Origin of the sequence: Aneurinibacillus sp. UBA3580 (assembly GCF_002375825.1) — a bacterium.
GTDB classification, from domain to species: Bacteria; Bacillota; Bacilli; order Aneurinibacillales; family Aneurinibacillaceae; genus Aneurinibacillus; species Aneurinibacillus danicus.
Genome location: NZ_DFMZ01000136.1, coordinates 3,827 through 29,907 on the forward strand (window position 1 = coordinate 3,827; position 26,081 = coordinate 29,907).

General features: G+C 46.2%; 20 protein-coding genes and 2 riboswitches. Of the genes, 19 read left to right on the top strand and 1 reads right to left on the bottom strand.

What is annotated here, in order from left to right; translation table 11 throughout:
- On the top strand, window positions 1-1,277 hold a 1,277-nt coding region (locus tag B2899_RS17905), incomplete at its 5' end, for a Lon protease family protein (RefSeq protein ID WP_286887533.1).
- A 199-nt stretch (window positions 1,278-1,476) separates the two neighbouring features.
- Here the strand turns inward: B2899_RS17905 and B2899_RS17910 are convergent.
- Window positions 1,477-2,070 (bottom strand): TetR/AcrR family transcriptional regulator, encoded by a 594-nt coding sequence (locus tag B2899_RS17910; protein WP_146811602.1) that lies wholly within the window; start codon window positions 2,068-2,070, stop codon window positions 1,477-1,479.
- A 249-nt stretch (window positions 2,071-2,319) separates the two neighbouring features.
- Between B2899_RS17910 and B2899_RS17915 the strand changes: the two genes are divergently transcribed.
- The 18 genes from B2899_RS17915 to uvrA all read left to right on the top strand — a co-directional run bounded on the left by B2899_RS17915 (window position 2,320) and on the right by uvrA (window position 25,469).
- Window positions 2,320-3,624 (top strand): MFS transporter, encoded by a 1,305-nt coding sequence (locus B2899_RS17915; RefSeq protein ID WP_286887535.1) that lies wholly within the window; start codon window positions 2,320-2,322, stop codon window positions 3,622-3,624.
- Window positions 3,618-5,141: a class I adenylate-forming enzyme family protein gene (locus B2899_RS17920; protein WP_146811605.1), complete on the top strand. Its 1,524-nt coding sequence runs from the start codon at window positions 3,618-3,620 to the stop codon at window positions 5,139-5,141. The genes B2899_RS17915 and B2899_RS17920 overlap by 7 nt, the downstream gene beginning before the upstream one ends.
- 60 nt (window positions 5,142-5,201) lie before the next feature.
- The gene (locus B2899_RS17925; RefSeq protein ID WP_286887561.1) at window positions 5,202-6,353 is read left to right on the top strand and encodes an acetyl-CoA C-acetyltransferase; all 1,152 of its coding nucleotides are present in this window, start codon (window positions 5,202-5,204) and stop codon (window positions 6,351-6,353) included.
- Between the two features lie 394 nt (window positions 6,354-6,747).
- Window positions 6,748-7,014 carry an AbrB/MazE/SpoVT family DNA-binding domain-containing protein gene (locus B2899_RS17930; protein WP_286887537.1) on the top strand — a complete coding sequence of 89 codons (267 nt, stop codon included), beginning with the start codon at window positions 6,748-6,750 and terminating at the stop codon, window positions 7,012-7,014.
- Window positions 6,993-7,400 carry a type II toxin-antitoxin system death-on-curing family toxin gene (locus B2899_RS17935; protein ID WP_286887539.1) on the top strand — a complete coding sequence of 136 codons (408 nt, stop codon included), beginning with the start codon at window positions 6,993-6,995 and terminating at the stop codon, window positions 7,398-7,400. Before B2899_RS17930 ends, B2899_RS17935 begins: the two co-directional genes overlap by 22 nt.
- Before the next feature lie 361 nt (window positions 7,401-7,761).
- Window positions 7,762-9,018 (top strand): argininosuccinate synthase, encoded by a 1,257-nt coding sequence (locus tag B2899_RS17940; protein ID WP_146811613.1) that lies wholly within the window; start codon window positions 7,762-7,764, stop codon window positions 9,016-9,018.
- 85 nt (window positions 9,019-9,103) lie between these two features.
- Window positions 9,104-10,528, top strand: coding sequence for an argininosuccinate lyase (argH, locus tag B2899_RS17945; RefSeq protein WP_286887542.1), 1,425 nt, complete (start codon window positions 9,104-9,106; stop codon window positions 10,526-10,528).
- 223 nt (window positions 10,529-10,751) lie between these two features.
- Window positions 10,752-11,438, top strand: coding sequence for a cell division ATP-binding protein FtsE (ftsE, locus tag B2899_RS17950; RefSeq protein WP_146811617.1), 687 nt, complete (start codon window positions 10,752-10,754; stop codon window positions 11,436-11,438).
- Window positions 11,428-12,321, top strand: coding sequence for a permease-like cell division protein FtsX (gene ftsX / locus B2899_RS17955; RefSeq protein ID WP_146811619.1), 894 nt, complete (start codon window positions 11,428-11,430; stop codon window positions 12,319-12,321). The genes ftsE and ftsX overlap by 11 nt, the downstream gene beginning before the upstream one ends.
- A 211-nt stretch (window positions 12,322-12,532) precedes the next feature.
- Window positions 12,533-13,747, top strand: a complete 1,215-nt coding sequence (locus tag B2899_RS17960; protein WP_286887546.1) for a murein hydrolase activator EnvC family protein — start codon at window positions 12,533-12,535, stop codon at window positions 13,745-13,747.
- 295 nt (window positions 13,748-14,042) lie between these two features.
- Window positions 14,043-15,470, top strand: coding sequence for a S41 family peptidase (locus B2899_RS17965; RefSeq protein ID WP_371863583.1), 1,428 nt, complete (start codon window positions 14,043-14,045; stop codon window positions 15,468-15,470).
- 173 nt (window positions 15,471-15,643) lie between these two features.
- A complete protein-coding gene (locus B2899_RS17970; protein ID WP_286887548.1) occupies window positions 15,644-16,957 on the top strand; it encodes a PDZ domain-containing protein in 1,314 nt (437 codons plus the stop codon).
- Window positions 16,954-17,184 (top strand): DUF2198 family protein, encoded by a 231-nt coding sequence (locus B2899_RS17975; protein ID WP_146812021.1) that lies wholly within the window; start codon window positions 16,954-16,956, stop codon window positions 17,182-17,184. Before B2899_RS17970 ends, B2899_RS17975 begins: the two co-directional genes overlap by 4 nt.
- Before the next feature lie 69 nt (window positions 17,185-17,253).
- A riboswitch (TPP riboswitch) is annotated at window positions 17,254-17,365 on the top strand.
- A 129-nt stretch (window positions 17,366-17,494) separates the two neighbouring features.
- Complete coding sequence (gene thiC, locus B2899_RS17980; RefSeq protein WP_146812020.1) at window positions 17,495-19,276, top strand: phosphomethylpyrimidine synthase ThiC; 1,782 nt, start codon at window positions 17,495-17,497, stop codon at window positions 19,274-19,276.
- 23 nt (window positions 19,277-19,299) lie between these two features.
- Window positions 19,300-19,473, top strand: coding sequence for a hypothetical protein (locus tag B2899_RS17985; RefSeq protein WP_286887551.1), 174 nt, complete (start codon window positions 19,300-19,302; stop codon window positions 19,471-19,473).
- 567 nt (window positions 19,474-20,040) lie between these two features.
- Complete coding sequence (locus B2899_RS17990; protein ID WP_286887552.1) at window positions 20,041-20,175, top strand: hypothetical protein; 135 nt, start codon at window positions 20,041-20,043, stop codon at window positions 20,173-20,175.
- Window positions 20,176-20,611: 436 nt separating this feature from the next.
- The gene (gene uvrB / locus B2899_RS17995) at window positions 20,612-22,591 is read left to right on the top strand and encodes an excinuclease ABC subunit UvrB (protein WP_146812026.1); all 1,980 of its coding nucleotides are present in this window, start codon (window positions 20,612-20,614) and stop codon (window positions 22,589-22,591) included.
- Window positions 22,592-22,598: 7 nt separating this feature from the next.
- Complete coding sequence (gene uvrA, locus B2899_RS18000; protein WP_286887554.1) at window positions 22,599-25,469, top strand: excinuclease ABC subunit UvrA; 2,871 nt, start codon at window positions 22,599-22,601, stop codon at window positions 25,467-25,469.
- A 169-nt stretch (window positions 25,470-25,638) separates the two neighbouring features.
- Window positions 25,639-25,836, top strand: a riboswitch (cobalamin riboswitch).
- Window positions 25,837-26,081: the final 245 nt, after the last annotated feature.

Sequence of the window (26,081 nt, forward strand, 5' to 3'; positions counted from 1 at the left end):
CGGAAGAGCACGGGTTAATTGCCACAAGCGGCCTAAAACCGGAAGCGATTCCGCTGAACGTGAAAGTCATTCTGCTTGGCAATCCATACGTGTACCATCTGTTGTCTGAATTGGATGAAGATTTTCCGAAGCTGTTTAAGGTAAAAGTTGAATTCGATACCGATATGAAAAAAGACGAACGGCATTATCACGAGTTTGCCGGGTTTGTTCGCAGCTATTGTGAGAAGGAAGGTCTGCTGCCGTTCCATCGTTCCGCCCTGGCCGCATTGCTGGATTACAGTGCCCGATTGGCTGGCGACCAGCGCAAGCTGACAACGAATTTTCATCATTTAACGCGTCTGCTGGTGGAAGCGAGCTTCTGGGCGGAAGAAGAGGGAGCCGAAGTCGTAGAAGCACGTCATGTTGAAGAGGCGCTCGCAGAGCAGGAATACCGTGCCAACCGCATGGACGAGAAAATGCGGGAGCTGATTGAAGAAGGGACCATTATGGTTGATGTGACCGGAGAGAAAGTCGGTCAAATTAACGGCCTGGCTGTACTGCAGACGGGTGATTATACGTTCGGACAACCGCACCGGATTACGGCACGTACATTTATCGGCCGCCAGGGCATTATTAATATTGAGCGGGAGACGTCGCTGAGCGGACAGTTTCACCATAAAGGCCTATTAATTTTGAGCGGATATCTGGCGGGCAAGTTTGCGCAGGATAAGCCGCTTCCGCTGTCGGCCAGCATTACGTTTGAGCAGACGTACAGCCGGATTGACGGGGACAGCGCCTCCAGCACGGAATTATATGCGCTTCTGTCTTCTCTGTCAGGAATTCCGATTCGGCAGGGGATTGCGGTGACCGGCTCGGTGAATCAGTTCGGTGAAATCCAGCCGATTGGCGGCGTGAATGAAAAGATAGAAGGATTCTTTGCGGTATGTAAGGCGATGGGGTTTACCGGCGAGCAGGGCGTCATTATTCCGCATCAGAATGTAAAGAACTTGATGCTGCGTCCGGAAGTGGTGGAAGCGGTAGAGGCCGGCCGGTTCCACATCTGGCAGGTGCGTACGATTGAAGAAGGCATCGAGATTTTGACAGGTGTCAAGGCGGGTACCTGCGATGAGCATGGCCAGTATGAACCGGGTACGCTGTTCGGTGAAGTCAACAAACGCCTTGCCCGCATGTTTTCTTCCATTAAAGAGGACAGCGCGGATCTTGTGATTGACGTAGACGCGCAGGCGATGCAGAAGTTGATTGAGTCTGAAGGCGGGGAAAAAAGCGAAGATAAGTAGCCCGGACGAAAGAAAAACGTGAGGAAAGAAAGAAGGGGAAGAGGAAATAAGATCCAGGGAGGAAAAAGGCGTTCGCCTTTTTCCCCATTGAAATCATTGTCTCGTTCTTTTTTCTCTTTTCCTTCGTACCGCCTAAGAAATTGTATAAGCTAAAATGTTCCGGTACCCCTGTATTAAAAAGAAAACCTTCTTTACGCTTCTATTTCATTAGTCCTCTTATTACCACGTCAAATAATGCTTCTTGTTCACCCTTCAATGAAAATTCGCCTTTATTTATACTCCAATCATATAAAATCCCTCTTATCATACGGGTGAAGATCGTAACCATCTGTTCAGGAGTCAAATCTTCACGGAATTCTCCCTTTTTCTGTCCATCTACACATAAACTGTACAAGATCTGATAGAGCGGCCGATCAGGGATTAAGAAAAATGATTCCCTCTCCGTATTCAATTCGTTCTCATAAATTGTTCGAATAACATCCCAGCCTAAATCTTTTTCTATGTAGATCATCTGCATGAAAAAGAATTTCTTTAATTTTTCTTTTGCTGATTCTTGCGGATCCAGTTTGGGCAATAGTTCGTCTACGTAAAAATTATCGATCTCTTTAAATTTTTCTAAAAAAATATCGTGTTTACTTTTGAAGTGATTGTAAAATGCTCCTTTAGATGTCCCTGTCTTTTCGATGATTTCATCTACTGTGACATTGCTGAAACCTTTTTTATTGAACAACTCTAGAGCAACTTTTGATATTTTCCTTTTTGTTTGCAATGCTTTTTGTTGTCTTAAGTTCATCGACTATCAACCTACTTTCAGAAAATTAAAAATAGAATTGACAAATAGACTATAGTCTGAGAAATTAATATTATAGACTATAGTCTTTTTATTTTCGCAGTATCAGTACGTTAAGTAAACATGTTTTAAAAAAATATAAGCGCTTAAAAAAAGGGGGAATGGATAGAAAGTAAAAATTTTATCAGTGGAAATAATAGGAGTCATTTTAGGTTAATGATTTAAAAGTAGCATGAAAAGGGAGGGAATATTATGAATGAATTAATTAGTGCAATTGAAAAAAGAACAATCAGTAAATCGATGAAACGCATTCTTCCATTTATCCTGATTCTGTATATTATTGCCTACTTAGACCGGGTTAACTTAGGCTACGCTGCTTTACAAATGAATGCAGAATTAGCTTTATCTGCTGAAGTTTTTGGTCTACTTTCTGGTACTTTCTTTATTGGCTATTTCTTTTTTGAAGTACCAAGTAACATGATTATGCATAAAGTAGGGGCGCGCATATGGATTGCTCGTATTATGATTTCATGGGGAATCATCGTGGTCTTAACTGGTTTTGCGCAAACGGCGACCCATTTATATATCCTGCGTTTTCTATTAGGTGTTGCTGAAGCTGGATTTTTCCCGGGTATTATTTTGTATTTAACGTATTGGTTTAGAGCTCGCGAAAGAGGAAGAGCAACAGCAGCCTTACTACTGGCTTTACCGGTAGGTGGATTAATTGGCGCACCGGTGTCAACGTGGATTCTTGATAATATATCCTGGCTTGATATGGCAGGATGGAGATGGATGTTTATTCTTGAAGGAATCCCGGCCATTATTTTAGGTGTTGTTGTTGTTTTTTACTTAAATAATAGACCTGCTGATGCTAAGTGGTTATCTAAGGAGGAAAGTGATTGGTTAGAAGGCGAATTGAGCGCTGAACGACAATTAAGTTCACAAATAAATAAAGTCTCAAAGCTAGATATGTTGAAAGATTCAAAAGTCTGGAAGTTAGCTCTGTTATATTTCTCTGTTTATACAGCGATCTATGGATTGTCATTCTGGATACCAACCATCATAAAAACCTTATCAGCAAATGCAACGACCAACTTACAAATAGGCTGGTTAGCCATGATTCCTTCATTAGTTGGTATCCCATCTATTATATTGATTGGTTGGAATTCAGATAGGACTCATGCACATAAACTGCATTTAATTGTTTGCTGTATTATCGCACTTATCGGGTTTATCGGATGTGGTTTTTCAGAAAGCGTCTTTATGATGGTGCTTATGTTAACGATTACATCTGCCGGATTATATGGATTTACTGGATGTTTCTTTGCTTACATGACATTTTTCTTCACCGAGTCTACTGCACCTGTTGGTATCGCTTTAGTCAATTCATTTGCAGCATTAGGTGGATTTGTAGGACCGATGATTCTTGGAACTGTAGCTTTTACTTCAGGGATGTTTATTTTATCTGGACTACTCGCAATCAGTATCGTCACTATGTTGACATTAAAATTGATAAAGAATCAAGATGAGAACGAGGAGGTTATCCAAAAGTGCTAACACATGGAGACATGACAATCTATACATATTTACAAAAACAAGCAAAGAAATACAAGGATAAGCCATTTATCTGTTATAAAAATGAAAATATTTCCTACATGGATATGCTAAAAAGAAGCAATCAAACAGCAAGCTGGCTTATAAAGCATGGCATAAAAAAAGGTGACACGATTGCTGTCATGTGCAAAAATTCCCCCTTTTTCTATGATCTATGGTTCGGATGTGCAGCTATAGGAGCGATTATGCTGCCCATTAATACAGCATCAACAGTACGTGAATTACAATACCTATTAGAACACTCAGATAGTAAAGGTTTTCTTTTTGAAGAGTCACTAATCACAAAAAAACATTTGGAAATGGCCTATGATTTTTCATTTCCCATCTATCAAAATCTCTCAAATGACTGGAGACTAGAATGTTCTACATTTGAAGATCATTGCCACGATCATGATGTTTTGCCTTCGGATGTTAGCGCAATTATGTACACATCAGGTACAACTTCTAAACCAAAAGGCGTTCTTATAACACATGAGAATTATTTATTTGCTGGACATTCTTCAGTATTATATCAAGGACTCACACCAGAAGATCGCTACTTGATTTTCCTGCCTTTGTTTCATGCTAATTCACAGTATTATACGTCAATGGCAATGTTGGTTGCAGGTGGCACTATATTGTTGCTTGAAAAGTTTAGCGCCTCCACATTTTGGGATGATGTTCAAAGATTAAATCCAACTGTTTCAAGTTTTGTGGCAACAATAATTAAGATTTTATTAGAATTGCCAATTCATCCCTATGAAAATAAACACAATATCAGACAAGTGGGATATGGCTTATTTGTAAATAAAAACGATATTACGAATTTCCAAGAACGATTTGGTATAAAGCTCTTTCAATGGTATGGAATGACAGAATCTATCACAACTAATATTGTAACCCCTTTATATGAAGAGATGCCTGAAGATCCTAAAACTGGTATTCTTGCTATGGGCAAACCTGGCTTAGGTCAAGAAATTAAAATCGTAGACGAAAATTCGAAAGAGGTTCCCCCTTTTACAATAGGGCAAATTATTATAAAAAGTCCGTCTTTGATGAAAGGCTATTATAAGAATGAAATAGAAACAAACAAGACGATTCAAAATGGCTGGCTCTATACAGGTGATAAAGGATATAGAAATAATGAAGGTTTTATCTGGTTTGTTGATCGAGATAAAGATTTGATTAAAAGGGCAGGCGAAAATGTATCTTCTATAGAGATTGAAAACGTATTATTAAGTTATCCAGGGGTTGCGGATTGTGCTGTAATCGGTATTCCTGACAACATAAGAGAAGAAGCCATTGTCGCCTACATTTCAACGGATGGGTCAAAAATTTCCGAAGAAGAGCTAAGAGCTTTTTGTGCAGAACAATTATCTAAGTTTAAAATTCCACAAGAATTCCGGTTTATAAAAGAATTCCCAAGAACTTCAATCGGAAAAATTCAAAAAAATGTACTACGACAAAACTATCCTAATTAATAATAATCTTTACAGCATTTCCATACAGATAAATGGAAATGCTACGGTTTTGTTCCGGGCATTCAATTCGGGTCATTTGGAGGTTCTCTCAAAGATGTAACTGATATTGAGCTTGCTGTAGTGGCAACAACTGAAGCATTAAACCGGAGTGGAATTTCTCCAAAAGAAATTGAAGATGTTTCATTTGGAAATGTAATTCATACAAATAAATCTTCATCTTATCTGGCACGTCATATTGGCTTAAAAAGCGGAATACCTGAAGAATCACCAGCCCTAACAGTAAATAGGCTATGTGGATCCGGGCTGCAGGCAATTGTGTCAAGTGCCCAAACAATGATACTTGGCGACGCAGAAACGGCAGTTGCGGGAGGAACGGAAAATATGAGCCAGTCACCCCATGTACTTCGCGGCACGCGATTTGGATCACCCGGCGGGGCTCCATCTATAGATGATATGCTCTGGGGGACACTGACTGACGAGTATATTGGTTGTGGCATGGGTATCACAGCAGAAAATCTTTCTGAAAAATATAAGATAAGCCGTGAAGAACAAGATCGTTTTGCGTTACATTCTCATCAAAAGGCCATAGCCGCACAAGAATCTGGCCGATTTTCAAAAGAAATCATACCTGTAACAATAACTGATAAAAAAAATAGACAAATAGTGGTCTCTCGTGATGAGCACATTCGTTCAGACATCAATATGGAAAATCTTGCTAAATTGAAACCGGCATTCAAAAAAAATGGTACAGTCACGGCTGGAAATGCAAGCGGAATTAACGATGGGGCAGCCGTAGTTGTTCTAGCAACTGAATCATTTCTAAAAGTGCGGAAGGATATTGAGCCTTTAGCACGCATCGTGTCCTGGGGCGTTGCAGGTGTCGATCCGAATATAATGGGAATTGGTCCTGTCCCTGCCAGCCAGGCGGCTCTTAAAAAAGCTGGTCTTACCTGGAACGATATAGACCTGATTGAATTTAATGAGGCTTTTGCAGCTCAAACACTTTCTGTAATAGCAGCAATGGATCTTGATCCGCAGAAAGTAAATATAAACGGTGGTGCTATAGCACTCGGCCATCCCGTAGGCGCAAGTGGCGCTCGCATCATCTACTCACTCGCACTTGAAATGAAACTACGTGGATTTAAATATGGACTGGCTTCACTTTGCATCGGCGGTGGCCAAGGGATTGCAATGATATTAGAAAGAGCTTAACGTTACACTGTTGTTGGATGACACTCCCTCCAGTTAAGTCCATATAATTGTGTAAAAATTAAGAGAGCCATTTCAAAAACCCCCGGTTAGAATGAAGTCTGAAGACGGGGAAAAAAGCCAAGATAAGTAACCCGGACGAAAAAAAACGGCAGAAAAAACTCCGCTGTTTTCTTTCAGTGAACTGTAACCCTAAAAGTAGACACTAAAAAAGAACCTATGCACTGAGAAGGTGACCCCGATATTCATTTGGGGTCATCTTTTTTAATGTCCACTGGAATGGCTGTTTATTTTTTTGATAGTTGTTATAATGTATATACGTAATAACGTAAAATTTTTTAGGTTTTGTTATAATGAATGTTGATTTGTACATACTGTATAGAAAGGAAATTAGGAAATGAGTGTGATTGAAATGGAAGTTAGAAAGCCAATCAGACGAAAGGTGACCCGATATGGAAACAGCCTGGGTATAACGATTCCAAGTGAAATTGTGCAGCAAAGCAATATTTCAATAGGGGATGAGTTTGAATGGTTTATTACGGAAAATGGGGATGTCATGGGGAAACGGGTGCGAAAAAGTGAAGTAAGAGAAGAGGTTTTAGACATCTTCGCGGATATCCTGGAAGAAGATGCTGAACTCTTATGGGCTTTACGGGACAAATGACAAAATATTTAACCAGGCAAGAGATTTATCTTCTTCATAAGGCGATTATGAAGAAGCATGGTGATGCAGGACAGGCAGGGATAAGAGACAAAGCGGTTTTTGAGTCAGCTCTTGAACGTCCGAAGGCACACTATTTTGGTGAAGAACAGTACCCTGATATTTTTGATAAAGCAGCCGTTTTTCTGGATTCATTAACTAATAATCATCCTTTTCATAATGGTAATAAACGTACTGCTTATGCTGCGACTAAAGCTTTTTTAAAGTTGAATGGTAATCATTTGCGAATGCCAACCGAAGAAGGGATTGATTTTATGGTTGGTGTAGCTCAGAAGAAATATGAAGTTCCAAAAGAGATAGCATCTATTTTAAAGCAATATTGTACATAAAATCCTCTCCTCATTCTTTCCTCTCTTTTCCTTCGTACTCCAAAAGTTCAGCCGCCCTTCCCCTCATTTTCATGGCGCTCATTCGTACGCGAACGAACCAACGAAGAAGGCATGACTTCTTTTAAGCCAAACTTTGGCGGAGGCAGATCGCACACCTTCACAGAAGAACAGCGGGCCGACATCGTGGAGCTCGCTTAAATTCCGTTCAGGGTATTAGGCTTACTGTTTACCTCCTGGTTGCTCGCCAGGCTGAAAAGAAAAAAATTTTTGCAAAAAAGGTATTGAATTTTTATTAATAAAGATGCATAATATTGCATAGAAAACAAATTGTGTGCGAGGCACGAAGGGAAGGATTTACATTATGGCAAAAGAAAAAGTGGTTCTGGCCTATTCAGGCGGTTTAGATACATCAGTAGCAATCAAATGGCTTCAAGAAACATATAATTATGACGTTATTGCAGTAGCGCTGGATGTCGGTGAAGGAAAAGACCTGGATTTCGTACGTGACAAAGCCCTGCAGGTCGGCGCGATTAAGTCCTATGTCGTTGATGCGAAAGATTTGTTTGCGGATGAATTTGTTTTACCGGCACTGAAAGCCAATGCCATGTACGAAGGCAAATATCCGGTTGTATCCGCACTTTCCCGTCCGCTTATTGCAAAAGTGCTTGTAGACATCGCGGAAGAAGAAGGCGCGGTTGCGGTAGCTCACGGCTGCACAGGAAAAGGAAACGACCAGGTGCGTTTCGATGTTTCCATCACGGCACTGAATCCGGATCTTAAGATTGTGGCACCGGTACGTGAATGGGGCATGAGCCGCGACGAAGAGATTAAATATGCAGAGAAACACAACATTCCGATTCCGGTAGACCTGGATAACCCGTACAGCATTGACCAGAACCTCTGGGGCCGTGCATGCGAGTGCGGTGAGCTTGAGAACCCGTGGAACGAGCCGCCGAAGGGCGCATACGACCTGACGAACCATCTCGAAGATACGCCGGACACGCCGGAAGAAATCGAGATCGAATTCGTACAGGGCAAGCCGGTAGCGCTGAACGGCAAGCAAATGAAATTGTCTGAGCTCATTCTTGAACTCAACCAGATCGCCGGAAAGCATGGCGTAGGCCGCATCGACCACGTGGAAAACCGTCTTGTCGGTATCAAATCCCGTGAAGTATACGAAGCACCGGGCGCGATTACGCTTATCCTGGCGCACCGTGAGCTGGAGTTCCTAACTCAACCGCGCGAAGTGGCGCAGTTCAAACCGATTGTAGAACAAAAAATCTCCCAGGTTATCTATGAAGGTCTGTGGTTCTCACCAATCATGGACGCGCTGAATGCGTTCGTAGAAGAAACACAAAAATTCGTAACGGGCACAATCCGTGTGAAACTGTTCAAAGGCCACGCTATCGTAGTCGGAAGAAAATCTGAGTCTTCCCTGTACGATGAGAATCTGGCTACGTACAGTACGGAAGATACTTTTGACCACCAGGCAGCTATCGGCTTCGTGAAGCTGTGGGGGCTGCAGACGAAAGTATTCGTACAGACGAATAAAGATAAGCTCGACCATACGCCAAAAGCGGTTGTTATCGATAAAAAAGAAGCGATTGAACAAGTGTAACATTATATAGAGTAGAACAGCAGTCAGAGAGGAGGGAGGCGTTTTTCCTTTCGGTCCGGCACCGGAAGAAAAAACGCCTATATTAATGAAACTATGGGGCGGCAGATTCACCAAAGCAACGGATAAACTCGTAGAAGAATATACGGCATCCATCCAGTTCGACCAGCAGTTATGGAGAGAAGACATCATCGGCAGTCTCGCCCATGTATCGATGCTTGGTAAGTGCGGTATTATCGGGGAAGATGAGGCGGCGACAATCGCGGAAGGGCTGAAGAAAGTCGCCGCGATGATTGAAGCGGGCAATGTAGAATTTTCGGTGGAAAACGAAGACGTACATATGAACGTGGAGAAACTGCTGCTGGAGCAGATCGGACCGGTCGGGGGCAAACTGCACACCGGACGCAGCCGCAACGACCAGGTGGCTACCGATATGCACCTCTATTTGCGTGCACGTGTTATCGAAATCGTCGAGCTGGTTGCGGGAGTACAGGAGGCGCTGCTTGAGCAGGCGGCAGCCAACACGGATACGATCCTGCCGGGTTATACGCACCTGCAGCGTGCGCAGCCGGTGCTGTTTGCCCATCATCTCATGGCGTACTACTCCATGCTGCAGCGCGATGCGGAACGATTGATGGATAGCTGGAAACGGATTAACGTGCTGCCGCTGGGTGCGGGTGCACTGGCCGGCACAACATTCCCGATCGATCGTGAATATGTGGCCGAACTGCTAAAGTTTGATGCCATCTATAGCAATAGCGTGGATGCGGTGAGCGATCGTGACTTCATCATCGAGTTTTTGTCAAACTCATCGCTTCTTATGGCGCATCTGTCGCGTCTGTGCGAAGAATTGATTCTGTGGATGAGCGATGAATTTAACTTCGTCGAGCTTGATGATGCATTCTGCACAGGCTCGAGCATCATGCCGCAGAAGAAGAATCCGGATGTGGCGGAGCTTGTGCGCGGCAAAACCGGGCGCGTCTACGGAAACCTCTTCGGTCTTTTGACTGTGCTGAAAGGGCTGCCGCTCGCATACAACAAAGACATGCAGGAAGACAAGGAAGGCATGTTCGATACGGTAGCCACACTGCATGGTGCGCTGTCCTTGTTCGCGCCGATGATTCGTACAATGAAAGTAAAAAAAGAAAACATGCGTCAAGCCGTGGCACACGATTTCTCCAATGCGACCGATTTGGCCGATTACCTGGTGGGCAAAGGGATGCCGTTCCGCCAGGCGCATGAAGTGGTAGGAAAAAGCGTGCTGTACTGTATCGAGCAGGGGAAATACTTACTTGATCTGACAATGGAAGAATATAAGCAGTTCTCTGAGCTGTTTGAGGACGATATTTATACCGCGCTGGATCCGCAAAATGTAGTAAATGCCCGCAATGTATTGGGCGGTACGGCGAAAAATCAAGTGGAAAGCCAGGTGGCTGCGGCAGGTGTCGAACTGAAAAAGACACAGCAGTGGGTGAAAGACCATTTGCAAAAGATCGAGGTGCAGCTTCTTTAACATTAAGTATGAATTAAAAGGATATGAAAGAAATAGTGATTATCTGTAAGGTCATCCCCTTTCAAAACAAGGGGATGTTTTTTTTCGTGGAAAATTGTCGAAAATAATGTGTTATTCTTCATGCGTTTTGCCCGACAAGTGGTATAATAGATAGGGTGTTTATTGTTGAATGATGTCATTTCCATAGAAATAATAGAAAAACATTGTAGTTTGGGTGATGTATTTGATAGAAATGCAGGATGTATGGAAGACGTATCCGAACGGAACCGTAGCACTTCAGGGAATTGACGTCCATATCAAAGACGGTGAGTTTGTCTATGTCGTCGGACCGAGCGGGGCGGGGAAGTCGACGTTCATTAAATTGATGTACCGTGAAGAGAAATCGACGAAAGGGCAGATTGTCATCAATGGCTCGCATATTAACCGTTTGAAAGAACGGCATATCCCTTATATGCGCCGGAAGATTGGTGTCGTATTCCAGGATTTTAAGCTGCTTCCCAAGCTGACAGTTTATGAGAACGTCGCATTTGCAATGGAAGTTATCGAAGCATCGAAAAAGCAGATTAAACCGCGTGTAATGGAAGTGTTAGAGCTTGTACGGCTTAAACATAAAGCCCGTTCACTGCCTGAGCAATTGTCCGGCGGAGAGCAGCAGCGTGTAGCGATTGCCCGCGCCATCGTGAACAATCCCGATTTGATTATCGCGGACGAGCCGACCGGTAACTTAGACCCGGAGACTTCGATGGATATTATGCAGACGCTGCTTGACATTAACAAGCGAGGCACAACCATTATCATGGCCACACACAACAAAGAAATCGTCAATAGTGTACGGAAGCGCGTGATCGCCATCGAAGCAGGACGGATTGTACGCGACGAGCAGAGGGGAGAGTACGGCTATGAAGACTAGCACGTTTGCTCGCCATTTGCGCGAAGGAGTTAAGAATCTGGGCCGGAACGGCTGGATGACCTTCGCATCGATTAGTGCGGTTACGATTACACTGTTGATTCTTGGTGTCTTTTTGTTGTTGGCAATGAATATTCAGCACCTTGTCCAGACCGTAGAGAAGCAAGTAGAGATTCGCGTCTCACTTGACGTAACGGCAGACCAGGCGACGGCGAAAAAGGTGGAAAGCGAACTTAAAAAGCTGCCCGATGCTGCTGAAGTGAAATATGTCCCTAAGGCGGAAGGACTGCAGAACTTAAAGAAGAGCTTTGGTGAGAAAGGTGCACTGTTTAACGGATTGGAGAAAGAAAATCCGCTGCCTGACTCTTTTATCGTCAAAGCGAAAACACCACAGCAAACCGGAGCACTGGCCCAGAAGATTCAGAACATCGACGGTGTGAAGAAGGTTAATTACGCTGAACAGACTACGAAAAAGCTGTTTGCAGTAACCGATGTCGTTCGCTTTGTGATTGTCGCATTCATCATTGCATTGGCGTTTACGGCCATGTTTTTGATTGCCAATACGATTAAGTTGACAATTGTGGCACGGCGTCGTGAAATCGAGATTATGAAATTGGTCGGCGCGACCAACGGGTTTATTCGCTGGCCATTCTTTGTAGAAGGTGCGCTGATGGGCATTATTGGCGCCATTTTCCCGATCGTAATCTTAACTGTGGGATACGGTTATTTAATAGATTTTGTCGAGCGGCAGCTCGCTCTGTACTTCTTGGATTTGCTGCCGATGTCACCGCTTGCGTTTCAAATCTCGCTTATTTTGCTTGGGATTGGCGCGTTCATCGGCATTTGGGGAAGCTTAATGTCCGTACGGCGGTTCTTGCGCATATAAAACCATCATATTTCAGCCGTAATCCTGACATGAAAATGACGGGAAGGACGGTTGACTTTTGTGGTACGAAGGAAAAGAAAGAAGAGAATGAGGGGGTGATTTCAAAGGGAAAAAGGCGAACGCCTTTTTCTTCCCCGGATCTTCTTTCCTCTTCTCCTCTTTCTTTTCACACGATTTTTATAGAAAAATAATAGAATCTGAGGAGGAAAAGATGGCGAAAAAGTTCCTGGTTCCGCTGGCAGCCACGATTCTTTTTACCGGAATTACTCCGGTAGTCGGCTCAGCCGATCAAGTTTCAGACGTACAGAAGGAAATCGATAGAATTAAGAAAGAAAGCCAGGCGGCAAAAGGCAAAATCAGCTCGCTCAATCAGCAGATTCATAGTATCCAGGCACAGCAGCAATCAACCCAGGAAGACATCATGAGCATTGACCTGAAGATGAATGAAACGCAGGCAAAGATCGAAGAGCTTAACAAACAAATTGAAACTACGACAGCAGATTTGAAAGAGGCGGCCAAACAGCTTCAAGAAGCCATTGCTCGTGTGCAGAAACGAGACAAGCTGTTGAAAACGCGCGTGTCGGCCATCTATGAAGCAGGTGATGTCTCTTATATCGAAGTATTGCTAGGTTCGCAGGATTTCAGTGACTTCCTTGAACGATTGGATGCGGTAAAATCGATCGTGGATCAGGATGTGACCATTCTCGAAGATAATAAACGCGACCGTGATATCATCGCTGAGAAGAAAAAGCAAATCGAAGAGCAATTGAAGAGCTTAAAGGCCATGCAGGCGGAAGCCCAGCAATTGGCTGCTCAACTGGAAGCGCAGAAGCAGGAGCGCGAACGCATTCTGAAAGAACTGCAGGCAAAAGAGGGGGAGCTGCTCGAGATTAAGGACGAGCAGGAAAAAGCATCGCTTGAGTTGGTCAACCAGTTGCAACAGAAGATTGAAGAGCAGCGCCGTGCCGAAGAAGAAGCACGCCGGGCCTCCTCTTCTTCCGATGCGGGAAGCTGGTCGCCGCCTGTTCATTCCGGCGGGCAATTCGTCCAGCCGGTGAATGGCCCGATCACTTCTCCATTCGGCTACCGGGTGCATCCGATTCTACATACGCGGAAATTCCATGATGGTACAGACTTCGGCGCACCGCAGGGAACACCGATTTATGCGGCTGCGGATGGCGTGGTAGCATCGACCGGCTACATGAATGGGTATGGCAATACGGTTGTCATCTATCACGGAAACGGCTTAAGTACGCTGTATGCTCACATTCGTCACGGCGGAATCGTGGTATCCGAAGGACAATCGGTCCGCGCAGGACAAAAGATTGCGGAGGTTGGCTCTACAGGTCGTTCTACGGGTCCGCATCTGCACTTTACGGTTATCAATAACGGTCGGAAAGTCGATCCGATGTCATACTTACGGTAATTTTGCTATGGCGGATATATCTCGGATATGTCCGCCATATACTATATAAGGCAAGCTTGACAGCCCGGCTTAATGTTTGCGGTATGAATTTATTGGAGAAAAACAGAAAAGAGCAGGAGAAAAAATGCTGAAATGCCCTGCGCCTCGGCTGGAGTAGAGTTTTTTGGCTCTGTTTTCTCTTTCTTCTTCATCTTTTCATAACTTTCGCTCCACGAAAGCGTGTCAATATATCAAGGTAAATAAACTGTAAAGGTGGTGCTCGTATTTGTATATAAAACGCCGTACGCTTTTTATTATGCTTTTGCTGCTCGTTGCCTCTACCAGCATTGTAACGCTCGCAGCCGCGAAATTTTTCGGACAGGCTTCCGGAACACAGGGCAGCGTACCGCAGGGACAGGACCCGCAAAAGCAGGCCGCGGCCCAAGACCCTGAATTGGCTAAAGTATACGAAGCGTATCAATTAATAGAGAATGCCGCGCTCGAAAAGCAAGAGAAGGCTGAGTTGATTGACGGCGCAATTGAAGGGATGGTCAAGACGCTGGATGATCCGTTCTCTGATTATATGAACCAAAAGGAGACGAAGGACTTCAATTCTTCCCTGCAATCTACGTTTGAGGGAATCGGAGCGGAAGTAACGCTGAAAAATGAAAGGGTCACAATCGTTTCTCCGTTTAAAGGATCGCCGGCTGAAAAAGCAGGCCTCCGTCCGGAGGATCAGATTTTGAAGGTAAACGGCAAAAGTTTGCAGGGACTGAGTCTAAGCGATGCTGTCATGCACATTCGCGGTCCGAAGGGGACGAAAGCGGAGCTTGAAATTATGCGTCCGGGGCTTTCGGATCCGATGCTTGTTACCGTCGTTCGTGACGATATCCCGGTGGAAACCGTGTACAGCGAGACGGTTGAACGGAACGGCAAGAAATACGGGAAACTGGAAATTACGCAGTTCTCCCAGAATACCGCCAAGCACTTTGCCGCGGAATTGAACAAACTGGAGAAACAGGGCATTAACGGTTTGATTGTCGATGTCCGGGGCAATCCGGGCGGTCTGCTCGATTCGGTGGTCGAAATCGGCAATCTGCTTGTGCCGAATAAAGGCGTTATCCTGCAGGTACAGTACAGTGACGGCAAAAAAGAAGTATTCCGTTCCGAAAAAGGAGAAGCCAAATATCCGGTTGTCGTACTCACGGATAAGGGCAGCGCCAGCGCTTCGGAAATTCTGGCCGCCGCACTGCAGGGCAGCGGCTATAAAGTAGTCGGAACAAACTCATTCGGAAAAGGCACCGTGCAAAATACAATACCGCTTGAAGACGACAGCCAGCTGAAGATTACGGTGGCCAAATGGTTGACGCCGGAAGGCAATTGGATTCATAAAAAAGGCATTGAGCCGGATGTAAAGATTGATCAACCCGATTATTTTAATGCCGCTCCGCTGCCGACCAAAGTGGAACTGGGACGCGATATGAACAGCTCGGATGTGAAGAATCTGCAGTTGATTCTCAAAGGATTGGGTCAACCGCCGGGCCGGACGGACGGTTACTTCGACAGCCGGACCGAAACTGCCGTGAAAGCATTCCAGAGTCTGCACAAGCTTCCGGTGACCGGCAGGGTAGATAAAAAGACCGCAGGTGTCATGCAGGAGGAGCTGATCAAACGGATTCAGGACCCGAAGAATGATTTGCAGCTGCAAGCGGCACTTGAAGTAATATCCAGGGAATCAAATTGAAAATAAGGCAGGGTTCGCACTGCCGTTTGTAGAATTGTACAACCACGGCCTTTATGTCGTGGTTTTTTCTTTTTATACTGAATAGTGGGGGAAGCGAGAGCTTTTCTGGCCGAACGACAAAAAAGGGAAAGCAGGCGTAAGTATTGCTCGATTTTAGATTCGGAGGATAGAAAATGGATGATTGGTCAGGATTTGTTGTTGATTTGTTGATACAGATTCCTAAATTTTTGATAAGTCCGGCTTTGTATGTGTTTGCGCTGCTGTTATTCTGGGCATACCGTAAGCAGATTGTGCAGGAGCGCAGGCTGTTCCATGCACGGGTGACTTCGGGAGCGGGAGAGCTGGTGCGCGCGCTGCTGTTCGGTGCGGCAGCGGGCCTGGGCGCTTCTCTTGTGCTGCTCGCCATCGGTGCGGCACCTTCTTATCACGATATTGTTTTGCTATGGATTTTAAGTGCTCTTTTGGCATTCGTTCACATTCGCTTTTTGTCTTTCGCCTATAGCGGTGGTTTGCTGTCCGTGCTGTCCGCGTTGGCGAAGCTTGTGCCTTCGGATGGTTTGAATGGGTGGTTTAAAACAGTGGTTGTATGGCTGCAGGAGGTGAACATCCCGGCCATCCTCGCGCTGGTCGCCGTATTGCATATCGCAGAAGGCATTCTTATTCGTGTCGTGCCGAAGCAGGGACTATCTCCGGTCCTCATTAAGAGCCAGCGCGGTCGTGTTGTCGGCGCGTATGCGATACAGAAATACTGGCTTATCCCGGTCGTTCTGTTCGTGGCGGGGGATGCAGCCGGTATTTACACGCCGGATGTGCCCGGCTGGTGGCCGTGGTTCTATGCGGGTGCAGCTGCACTGAGCCTGCTTCCGGTTCCGTCTGTAGCAGGGTATGCGGATTTGGCGGTGTTGTCCACGCCCCAGGAAAAAGCGCAGTGGGCGGGTAAAATGATTGTGTGGCTCGGCGTAGCATTGCTTGTGCTAGCGTATCTGGGAACGTTCTGGCTTCCTTTTGCCGTTCTTGGCAGCCTGCTGGCACTGGCCGGGCATGAAGCGCTGCGTATCTACGGTGAATGGCAGCGTCGTGTTCATACGCCGCTATATGTACAATTGAAGAAAGGTGTGCGCGTACTGGCGGTTGTGCCCGGCAGTCCGGCCGATGAGATGGAGATTGTGACGGGAGATGTTATTCTGCGAGTGAACGGACACGAGATCCACGGCAAGGAGGAGATTTACCCGGCATTGCAGCAGCAATCGGCTTTCTGTAAAATGGAAGTAATGAATAAAGAAGGACATATCAAATACGTTCAGCGTTCCGTGTATCAGGGAGACCATCATCAGCTGGGATTGATTGTGGCACCTGACGCCGCGGCGGATGAGTATGTAGAGCAGGGATACAGCCGGTTATTCGGGCTGTTCCGCAAGGTGAGAACGCGCCGCAACGCTGAGTCGAATGAGATGCCCCTCGAGCAGGGAAAGGATGTATCGTTATGATCGCAAAATATATCATTGCGCTGATTGTTCCGTTTATTCTTGCCGCGGTGATTTCTCGTGTGTCATTGAATATCTGGGTCGGCGCCATTGCCACACTGGGCATCATGATGGCCGTTTTCAACGGACCGTACCAGCCGCTTCCGGTAGTTTTGCTTGGCGTAGTCAGCGGTCTCGTCGGCACGTATGTCGGGTACCGTTGGATTCGAGGAATTAGCTTGACGGAGTAGAGGGTTTTTTTGTAGTAGATGAAGGTTGTTATACTTCGTTATTTGTGTTAATGTAGTTTATAAGTTATATAATATTTACGCGGGAGCTTGAGGAATCAGGCTGAGAGGATAACTAATCTGTTATCGACCGTTGAACCTGAACTGGATAATGCCAGCGGAGGGATGAGTGACACTTCATGTTTATATTGCATGGGGTACGTGTATCCAAAGCCGCATTTTCTATGCGGCTTTTTTAATCATATACGTCCTCCTTCCGCCTCCATAGAGGGTTCTAAATACTTCGAATTTTCTAACCAAGGAGGCTATTTTTATGTCCAAATCGATTGAAACCGCAGTTTCTATCCCGAATCTTGAGAAGTTTCCGGGCAGTAAAAAAGTATACATAGAAGGGTCCAGACCGGATATCCGGGTGCCTATGCGGGAGATTCAATTGAGCGAATCATCCGGAAGTTTTGGAACGCAGGTAAATGAGCCCGTTCGTGTCTATGATACGAGCGGAGTTTATACTGACCCCGGTTACTCCGTAAATATTCGTGAAGGAATTCCTGCACTTCGCCGTCATTGGATTCTGGAGCGAGGCGATGTAGAAGAATATGAAGGACGTGACGTAAGACCGGAAGACGATGGAATAAAAGGAGAAGAGGGTTCACCCCATCGCGAGGTTTTTCCTGGATTAAAGAGAAAACCACTGCGGGCGAAAAAAGGGCAAAATGTTACCCAGCTCCATTATGCCCGCAAAGGTATGATTACTCCGGAGATGGAGTATGTTGCCATTCGCGAAGGGGTAAGTCCTGAATTTGTACGGAAGGAAATCGCGGAAGGCCGCGCCATTCTTCCTTCTAATATTAATCACCCGGAGAGCGAGCCGATGATTATCGGCCGAAACTTCCATGTAAAAATTAATGCAAACATTGGAAACTCCGCCGTTACTTCTTCTATCTCTGAAGAAGTAGAAAAGATGACGTGGGCGATTCGCTGGGGAGCGGACACCATTATGGATTTATCTACCGGAAAAAACATACACACAACACGTGAATGGATTATTCGAAATTCTCCGGTTCCTGTTGGCACTGTTCCCATTTATCAAGCTCTGGAAAAAGTAAACGGAGTGGCAGAGGATTTGACCTGGGAAGTCTACCGTGACACATTAATCGAGCAGGCCGAGCAAGGTGTAGATTATTTTACAATCCATGCCGGAGTTCTCCTTCGCTACATCCCGCTTACAAGCAACCGGGTCACAGGAATCGTGTCACGTGGCGGATCTATCTTAGCGGCATGGTGCCTGGCGCATCATGAAGAGAACTTCCTCTATACGCATTTCGAGGAAATCTGCGAAATTATGAAAACGTATGACGTAGCCTTTTCCCTAGGGGATGGCCTGCGTCCAGGATCGATTGCAGACGCAAACGATGAGGCACAATTCGCTGAGTTAGAGACGTTGGGTGAGCTGACTAAAATTGCATGGAAACATGATGTACAGGTGATGATTGAGGGACCCGGTCATGTTCCCATGCATAAAATTAAAGAGAATGTGGATAAGCAGATGGAGATTTGTCAGGAAGCCCCGTTTTATACATTAGGGCCTCTGACAACTGACATCGCGCCGGGGTACGATCATATCACTTCTGCGATTGGTGCAGCCATGATTGGCTGGTTCGGAACGGCCATGCTCTGTTATGTTACACCGAAAGAACATCTCGGGCTTCCGAATAAAGAGGACGTACGGGATGGAATCATTGCCTATAAAATTGCCGCCCATGCTGCGGATTTAGCCAAAGGCCACCCCGGAGCGCAAATTCGCGATAATGCCCTTTCCAAGGCCCGGTTTGAGTTTCGCTGGCGCGACCAATTTCATTTATCATTAGATCCAGAACGCGCCATGGAATATCACGATGAAACCTTGCCGGCAGAAGGGGCAAAGACGGCGCATTTTTGTTCGATGTGCGGACCGAAATTCTGCAGTATGAAAATCACGCATGAAATCCGGGAGTATGCCAATCATCATGGATTAACGAACAACGAGGCGTTAGAAAAGGGATTAAAGGAAAAGGCTCAAGAGTTCAAAGACGGCGGCAGTCATATTTATCGGTGAGCGGATAAGGAGATGGCCTCTGTATGAGTAACAAAGCGAGTCAAATTATAAGTGAAATAAAAGAGCTGAAGGCCAAAATAGAGAGCCTAAAAGCAGAGCTTGCTGACCTTCAGGCAAGTTGCAATCATACCTATACAGGCGATGTTTTAATGAAAACCTGTACTCGGTGTTTGAAGTCAGAAAGTTGTTATTATTAACTGGACTCTTGCAAAAAATTGTCGAAAAAAAGGGAACAAAAAGAGGACATTCCGACCTTTTATAGAAATTTTGGCTACCACCGCTAAAATTCCACAAAAAGGGGAATGTCCACTTTTATGTCCTCCTTCTTTGTGAAGGGCGCGTCAACATCAGCCAGATTCGCCGATCTACGAACCTGTATCGCGTTCTTTTGACAGACGGGAGATATATGGAACCGCCATATCTTTTGTCTCGGAACGAAGCGGAAAAATAGGGGCGCGCGGCATGAATCCATTGAAACGATAAAAATTTATGAGAAAGTACAGAAATTGGATAAAATCGAGAAGGATGTCGAGGAGATTAAAGCGGTTGTGAGTCGTATCGAAGCCGATCAGCCAAAAGACATTTCCGCGAAGACGGAGAATGCTTTGTCGAATGCGTGCTTGTTTTGTTGGTAACTTTTTAAGAAAGCTGTCGTTTCCTGTGATATAATGCTACTTGTACAACGTACTTGTAGGGGCCTCGATTTATCACCGCGTAACCCGTTGTTGCCTTGCGTTAAGTGGTAGCAAGGGAGGTGATAATCGATGAAGACTGGCAAAGTGATTATTATTATGCTGACGTTTGGTTTGTTAATCATTGGCTTAATCCAAGCGGTCAATCGTTGCGCTAACAAAGTAACACCCCCCTTACAAGCTGGCCGGCTCAAGGGGGGTGTTTGACTGATATCTCGATGAGTCCTTACGGGCACACCGTTGTACATTGGACCGCAGTTGCACCTGCGGTCTCTTTTTATTTTACGTAATCTTACAGCAATATTATACCACAACTATATTTTTATATTTATTATTTTTCTTGTAAAACATAAAAATATAGTAGTCAAAAACATTTGTTCTTATCGGATTTATTCCCTCTTTATAATTTTCCGTCTTCAAAATCAAAATCCTCTCCTCATTCTTTCCTCTTTTTCCTTCGTACCACAAAAAGGTAGCCACCCTTCCCATGGTTTTCATATCAGGGTTGCGGCTGAAAAGCCACGGTAGTTTCACTCTCGAACCTACGTTCGAAAAAATTATTGGAAATCATACGTTCGTATATGCAATTATGATATAATGAAATGCAGCATGATAACGAAGGAAAGGTGAAACCTTGGAAAAGCTGAGCCAAAAATTCGAGCTTGTCTCCGAGTACAACCCTCAGGGAGACCAGCCTACCGCAATAGCGAAGTTGTCGGAAGGAATTTTGAATGGGAAGAAGCACCAGACGCTGCTGGGGGCGACGGGAACGGGGAAGACGTTCACCATGGCCCAGGTCATCAATAAAGTCCAAAAGCCAACGCTTGTCATTGCCCACAACAAGACGCTCGCGGCGCAGCTTGCCAGCGAGTTTAAAGAGTTTTTCCCCAACAACGCGGTCGAATACTTCGTAAGCTACTACGATTACTATCAGCCTGAAGCCTACATTCCGCAATCGGATACTTACATCGAGAAGGACGCCAGCATCAATGAGGAAATTGACAAACTGCGCCATTCCGCGACCAGCGCGCTGTTTGAACGTGAAGATGTCATCATTGTTGCCAGTGTGTCCTGTATTTATGGTTTGGGTTCACCGCAGGAATACAAAGCGCTGCTGCTTTCTCTGCGGCGTGGTATGGAGAAGAACCGTGATGATGTGCTTCGCAAGCTGATAGACATTCAATATAATCGAAATGACGTTAACTTTACGCGCGGTACATTCCGCGTGCGCGGGGACGTCGTGGAGATTTTCCCGGCGGCTAACAGCGAACACGCGATTCGTGTGGAGTTTTTTGGTGATGAGATTGAGCGGATTACCGAGATTGACGCATTGACCGGAGAAGTGCTGGCAGAGCGCGAGCACGTTGCAATCTTTCCGGCGTCCCACTATGTCACGGGTCAGGATAAGATGCAGCGTGCCATCAAGAGCATTGAAGCCGAACTGGAAGAGCAGCTTGCGTATTTTAAAGAGCAGGGTAAGCTGCTGGAAGCGCAGCGCCTGGAACAACGGACACGCTATGATATCGAGATGCTGCAGGAGATGGGCTATTGCTCCGGCGTCGAGAACTACTCGCGCCACCTGAACGGCCTGCCACCAGGAGCGACACCGTATACGCTGCTGGATTACTTCCCGGATGATTTTCTGATTATGATAGACGAGTCGCATATTACGCTGCCGCAGATTCGCGGCATGTACAACGGTGACAAAGCCCGCAAGGAAATGTTGATTAACCACGGCTTCCGTCTGCCGTCTGCGGCAGACAACCGCCCGCTTACATTCGAAGAGTTCGAAAAACATGTAAAGCAAATTATCTACGTATCGGCAACGCCGGGACCGTATGAGCTGGAAAAGGCACCGGATTTCGTCGAGCAGGTAATCCGTCCGACCGGACTCTTAGATCCGACGATCGACATTCGTCCTTCTAAAGGGCAGATTGACGATTTACTGGGTGAAATTAACGAGCGGATTGAGAAGAATGAGCGTGTGCTTGTCACCACGCTTACGAAAAAAATGGCCGAAGACCTGACCGATTATCTGAAAGAAGTGGGCATTAAAGTTCGCTATCTGCACTCGGATATCAAAACGATTGAGAGGATGCAGATTATCCGCGATTTACGGATAGGAACGTTCGATGTCTTGATTGGAATTAACCTTTTACGGGAAGGGTTAGATATACCGGAAGTGTCGCTGGTGGCGATTCTGGATGCAGACAAAGAAGGCTTCCTGCGCAACGAGCGATCATTGATTCAGACAATTGGCCGCGCCGCAAGAAACGCAAGCGGCCACGTCATCATGTACGCGGATAAAATGACGCAATCGATTGAGCGCGCCGTCGAGGAGACGAACCGCCGCCGTGAGCGTCAGATTGCATACAATGAAGAGCATGGCATTACGCCGCAGACGATCCGCAAAGCGGTGCGCGAAGTCATCGAGGCGACTAAAGCGGCAGAAGAGCAGGAAGAGTACCTGCCGCAGAAGGCGTACAGCAAGCTGAGCAAGAAAGAGAGAAAGGACGTCTTGCTGCGTCTCGAAGAAGAGATGAAGGAAGCGGCCCGTGCGCTGAACTTCGAGCGTGCGGCTGAACTGCGCGATTTAATTCTTGAGTTAAAGGCGGAAGGATGAAAAACGAATGAGCCGCGAAAATATTGTGATTAAGGGCGCGCGTGCCCATAACCTGAAAAATATAGATGTGACGATTCCCCGGGACAAGTTTGTCGTGCTGACCGGCTTGTCCGGCTCGGGTAAGTCGTCGCTTGCGTTTGATACGATTTACGCGGAAGGACAGCGGCGTTATGTCGAGTCGCTGTCCGCCTATGCACGCCAGTTTCTGGGTCAGATGGACAAGCCGGACGTCGATTCCATTGACGGGCTGTCTCCGGCCATCTCCATCGACCAGAAGACGACCAGCCGCAATCCCCGTTCTACTGTAGGTACCGTTACGGAGATTTACGATTATCTCCGTCTCCTCTTTGCCCGCATCGGACGGCCGCACTGTCCGGAACACGGGGTAGAGATTACGGCGCAAACGATAGAGCAGATGGTGGATCGCATTCTGGGGTATCCGGAGAAAACACGCCTGCAAATTCTGGCACCGCTCGTACAGGGGCGGAAAGGCGAGCACGTGAAATTGCTTGACGATATTCGTGCGCAAGGATATGTGCGCGTGCGCGTCGATGGCGAAGTGCGGGACTTGTCGGAAGAGATTAAGCTGGAGAAGAACAAAAAGCACTCCATTGAAGTGGTCATCGACCGGATTGTTGTGAAAGAGGGCATCCAGAGCCGCCTGGCAGATTCGCTGGAAACGGCGCTTCGCCTCGCCGAAGGCCGGGTGCTGGTAGACATTATCGGGGAAGAAGAACTGCTGTTCAGCCAGAACCTTGCCTGTCCGGTGTGCGGCTTCAGCATGCCTGATCTGGAACCCCGTATGTTCTCGTTTAACAGTCCGTTTGGGGCATGCTCGAAATGTGACGGATTGGGCAGTCAACTGGAGGTTGATCCGGACCTGGTTGTGCCGGATCCTTCCAAGAGTGTAAATGAAGGAGCGCTTGAACCGTGGAACAGTTCGACTTCCAATTACTATGAGCAAATTCTTTCCTGCGTGGCCGAGCACTACAAAATCGATTTGGACAAGCCGTTTGAGGAACTGACGGAAGAACAGCGGCATGTTCTGCTGTTCGGCAGTGGAAACGAGAAGCTGCATTTCCGCTACAAAAGTGATTTCAGCACGACCGTTCGTGATACGTATATGACATTCGAGGGTGTCGTAAATAATGTGGCTCGTCGGTATCGCGAGACCGGTTCCGATTATGTGCGCCAGCAGCTTGAGATGTACATGAGCCAGAAGAAATGTCCGTCCTGCAAAGGCCATCGCCTGCGTCCAGAAGCGCTGGCAGTAACGGTGAACCACAAAAACATTGCGTATGTTACTGACCTTTCGATTGCGGATGCGCATGAATTCTTTGATGGCCTCGTGCTGACCGAGAAAGAAATGCAGATTGCCCGTCTTATTTTAAAAGAAATTAAAGCACGTCTGCAGTTCCTGGTGGACGTCGGACTGGATTATCTGACGATGAGCCGTGCCGCGGGTACATTATCCGGAGGAGAAGCGCAGCGGATTCGCCTGGCGACGCAGATTGGTTCCAGTCTGATGGGCGTACTGTACATCCTGGATGAGCCGAGCATCGGACTGCATCAGCGCGATAATGCCCGCCTTATCAAAACGCTTGAGCATATGCGTGACCTGGGTAATACGTTGATTGTGGTTGAGCACGACGAAGATACGATGATGGCGGCAGACTATATCATCGACATCGGACCGGGTGCCGGTATTCATGGCGGTAAGGTCGTATCCCAGGGGACACCGCAGGAAGTAATGGATGATGAGAATTCGCTTACCGGCCAGTATTTGAGCGGACGCAAGTTTATCCCTGTGCCGCTGGAACGCCGTCAACCAAACGGAAAATGGATTAAAGTGCTTGGTGCGAAAGAAAACAACTTGCGCAACGTCACGCTAAAAGTGCCGCTTGGTGTTTTCACATGTGTGACCGGCGTATCCGGCTCCGGTAAATCGACGTTGATTAACGAAATCTTACACAAGGCATTGGCCCGTGAGTTGCACAAGTCGAAGCAGAAGCCAGGTGCATTCCGCAAGCTTGAAGGCATCGAGCATCTGGATAAAGTTATCGACATCGATCAGTCGCCAATCGGGCGTACACCGCGTTCCAATCCGGCGACATATACGGGCGTGTTCGACGACATTCGAGATCTGTTCGCACAGACGAACGAAGCGAAAATGCGCGGCTACCAGAAAGGCCGCTTCAGTTTCAACGTAAAAGGCGGTCGCTGTGAAGCGTGCCGCGGCGACGGCATTATCAAAATTGAGATGCATTTCCTGCCGGATGTGTATGTGCCATGTGAAGTGTGTCACGGGAAGCGGTATAATCGTGAAACGCTGGAAGTTCGCTACAAAGGAAAAAACATTGCAGATGTGCTGGAAATGACAGTGGAAGATGCACTGGAATTCTTTAAGAATATCCCGCGTATTCAGCGCAAGCTGCAAACTCTTTACGATGTGGGTCTCGGCTATATTACGCTTGGGCAACCGGCGACAACGTTATCCGGTGGAGAAGCACAGCGCGTAAAATTGGCCTCTGAGTTATACCGTCGGAGCAACGGTAAGACGCTTTATATTTTGGACGAACCGACAACAGGACTGCATATCGATGATATTGATCGTCTATTGAAAGTATTGCAGCGTCTGGTGGATGCCGGGGATACCGTGCTGGTGATTGAGCATAATCTGGATGTTATTAAGACAGCGGATTATATCATCGATCTGGGACCGGAAGGCGGAAGCCGCGGCGGTACAATTGTAGCCGAAGGTACCCCGGAGGAAATCGCAGGCGTGAAGGAGTCGTATACCGGACATTTCCTTGCTCCAATATTGGAGCGTGACCGCAAGCGTTCCGAAGCGCGCTTGCAGATGCAACATATTCTTTGATGTATTCATACGGCAGTGAGAGGATAGAGGGAGTGAAAAGCAGAAGGTTAGAAGAGCTTTGCGCCAAAACCGAAAGAAAAACCTTCTGCTTTTTATCCTTTACTAAGAAATTTTGTTTGTAAAAATGTAGACATAAACGGATTTTAAATTGTATGATTATTCTAAAATTACATAAGGAAAGCAGAGAGGTGCGGAAATAGATGACTATTTTCGCTTAAAAGGGAAGACCGGTGAAAATCCGGCACGGTCCCGCCACTGTAAATGAGGAGCTGCTCTATGACATGCCACTGTTTCGATTCTGGAATGGGAAGGCGTAGAGCGGTGATGATCCATAAGTCAGGAGACCTGCCTCACTGTAAGGCACACAACAAACTCACGAGGATGAGGGGGTGTATGATCATTTATTTCACGAGTTATTTTTTGGGGCTATTTGTCGTGAATTTGCTAAGCACCTCTCTTGTAAAAAGAGAGGTGCTTTTATTGTGCCCGGTATTTACCTATCTTGAAAAAACGAATCAATAAGATTCATTAATGGCTTATATTTCGTAATGAATATGAAATAAAATTAGCTCGGAGCGATCTGTAAATAAGCCTCATTTCCCTTTGATGAAA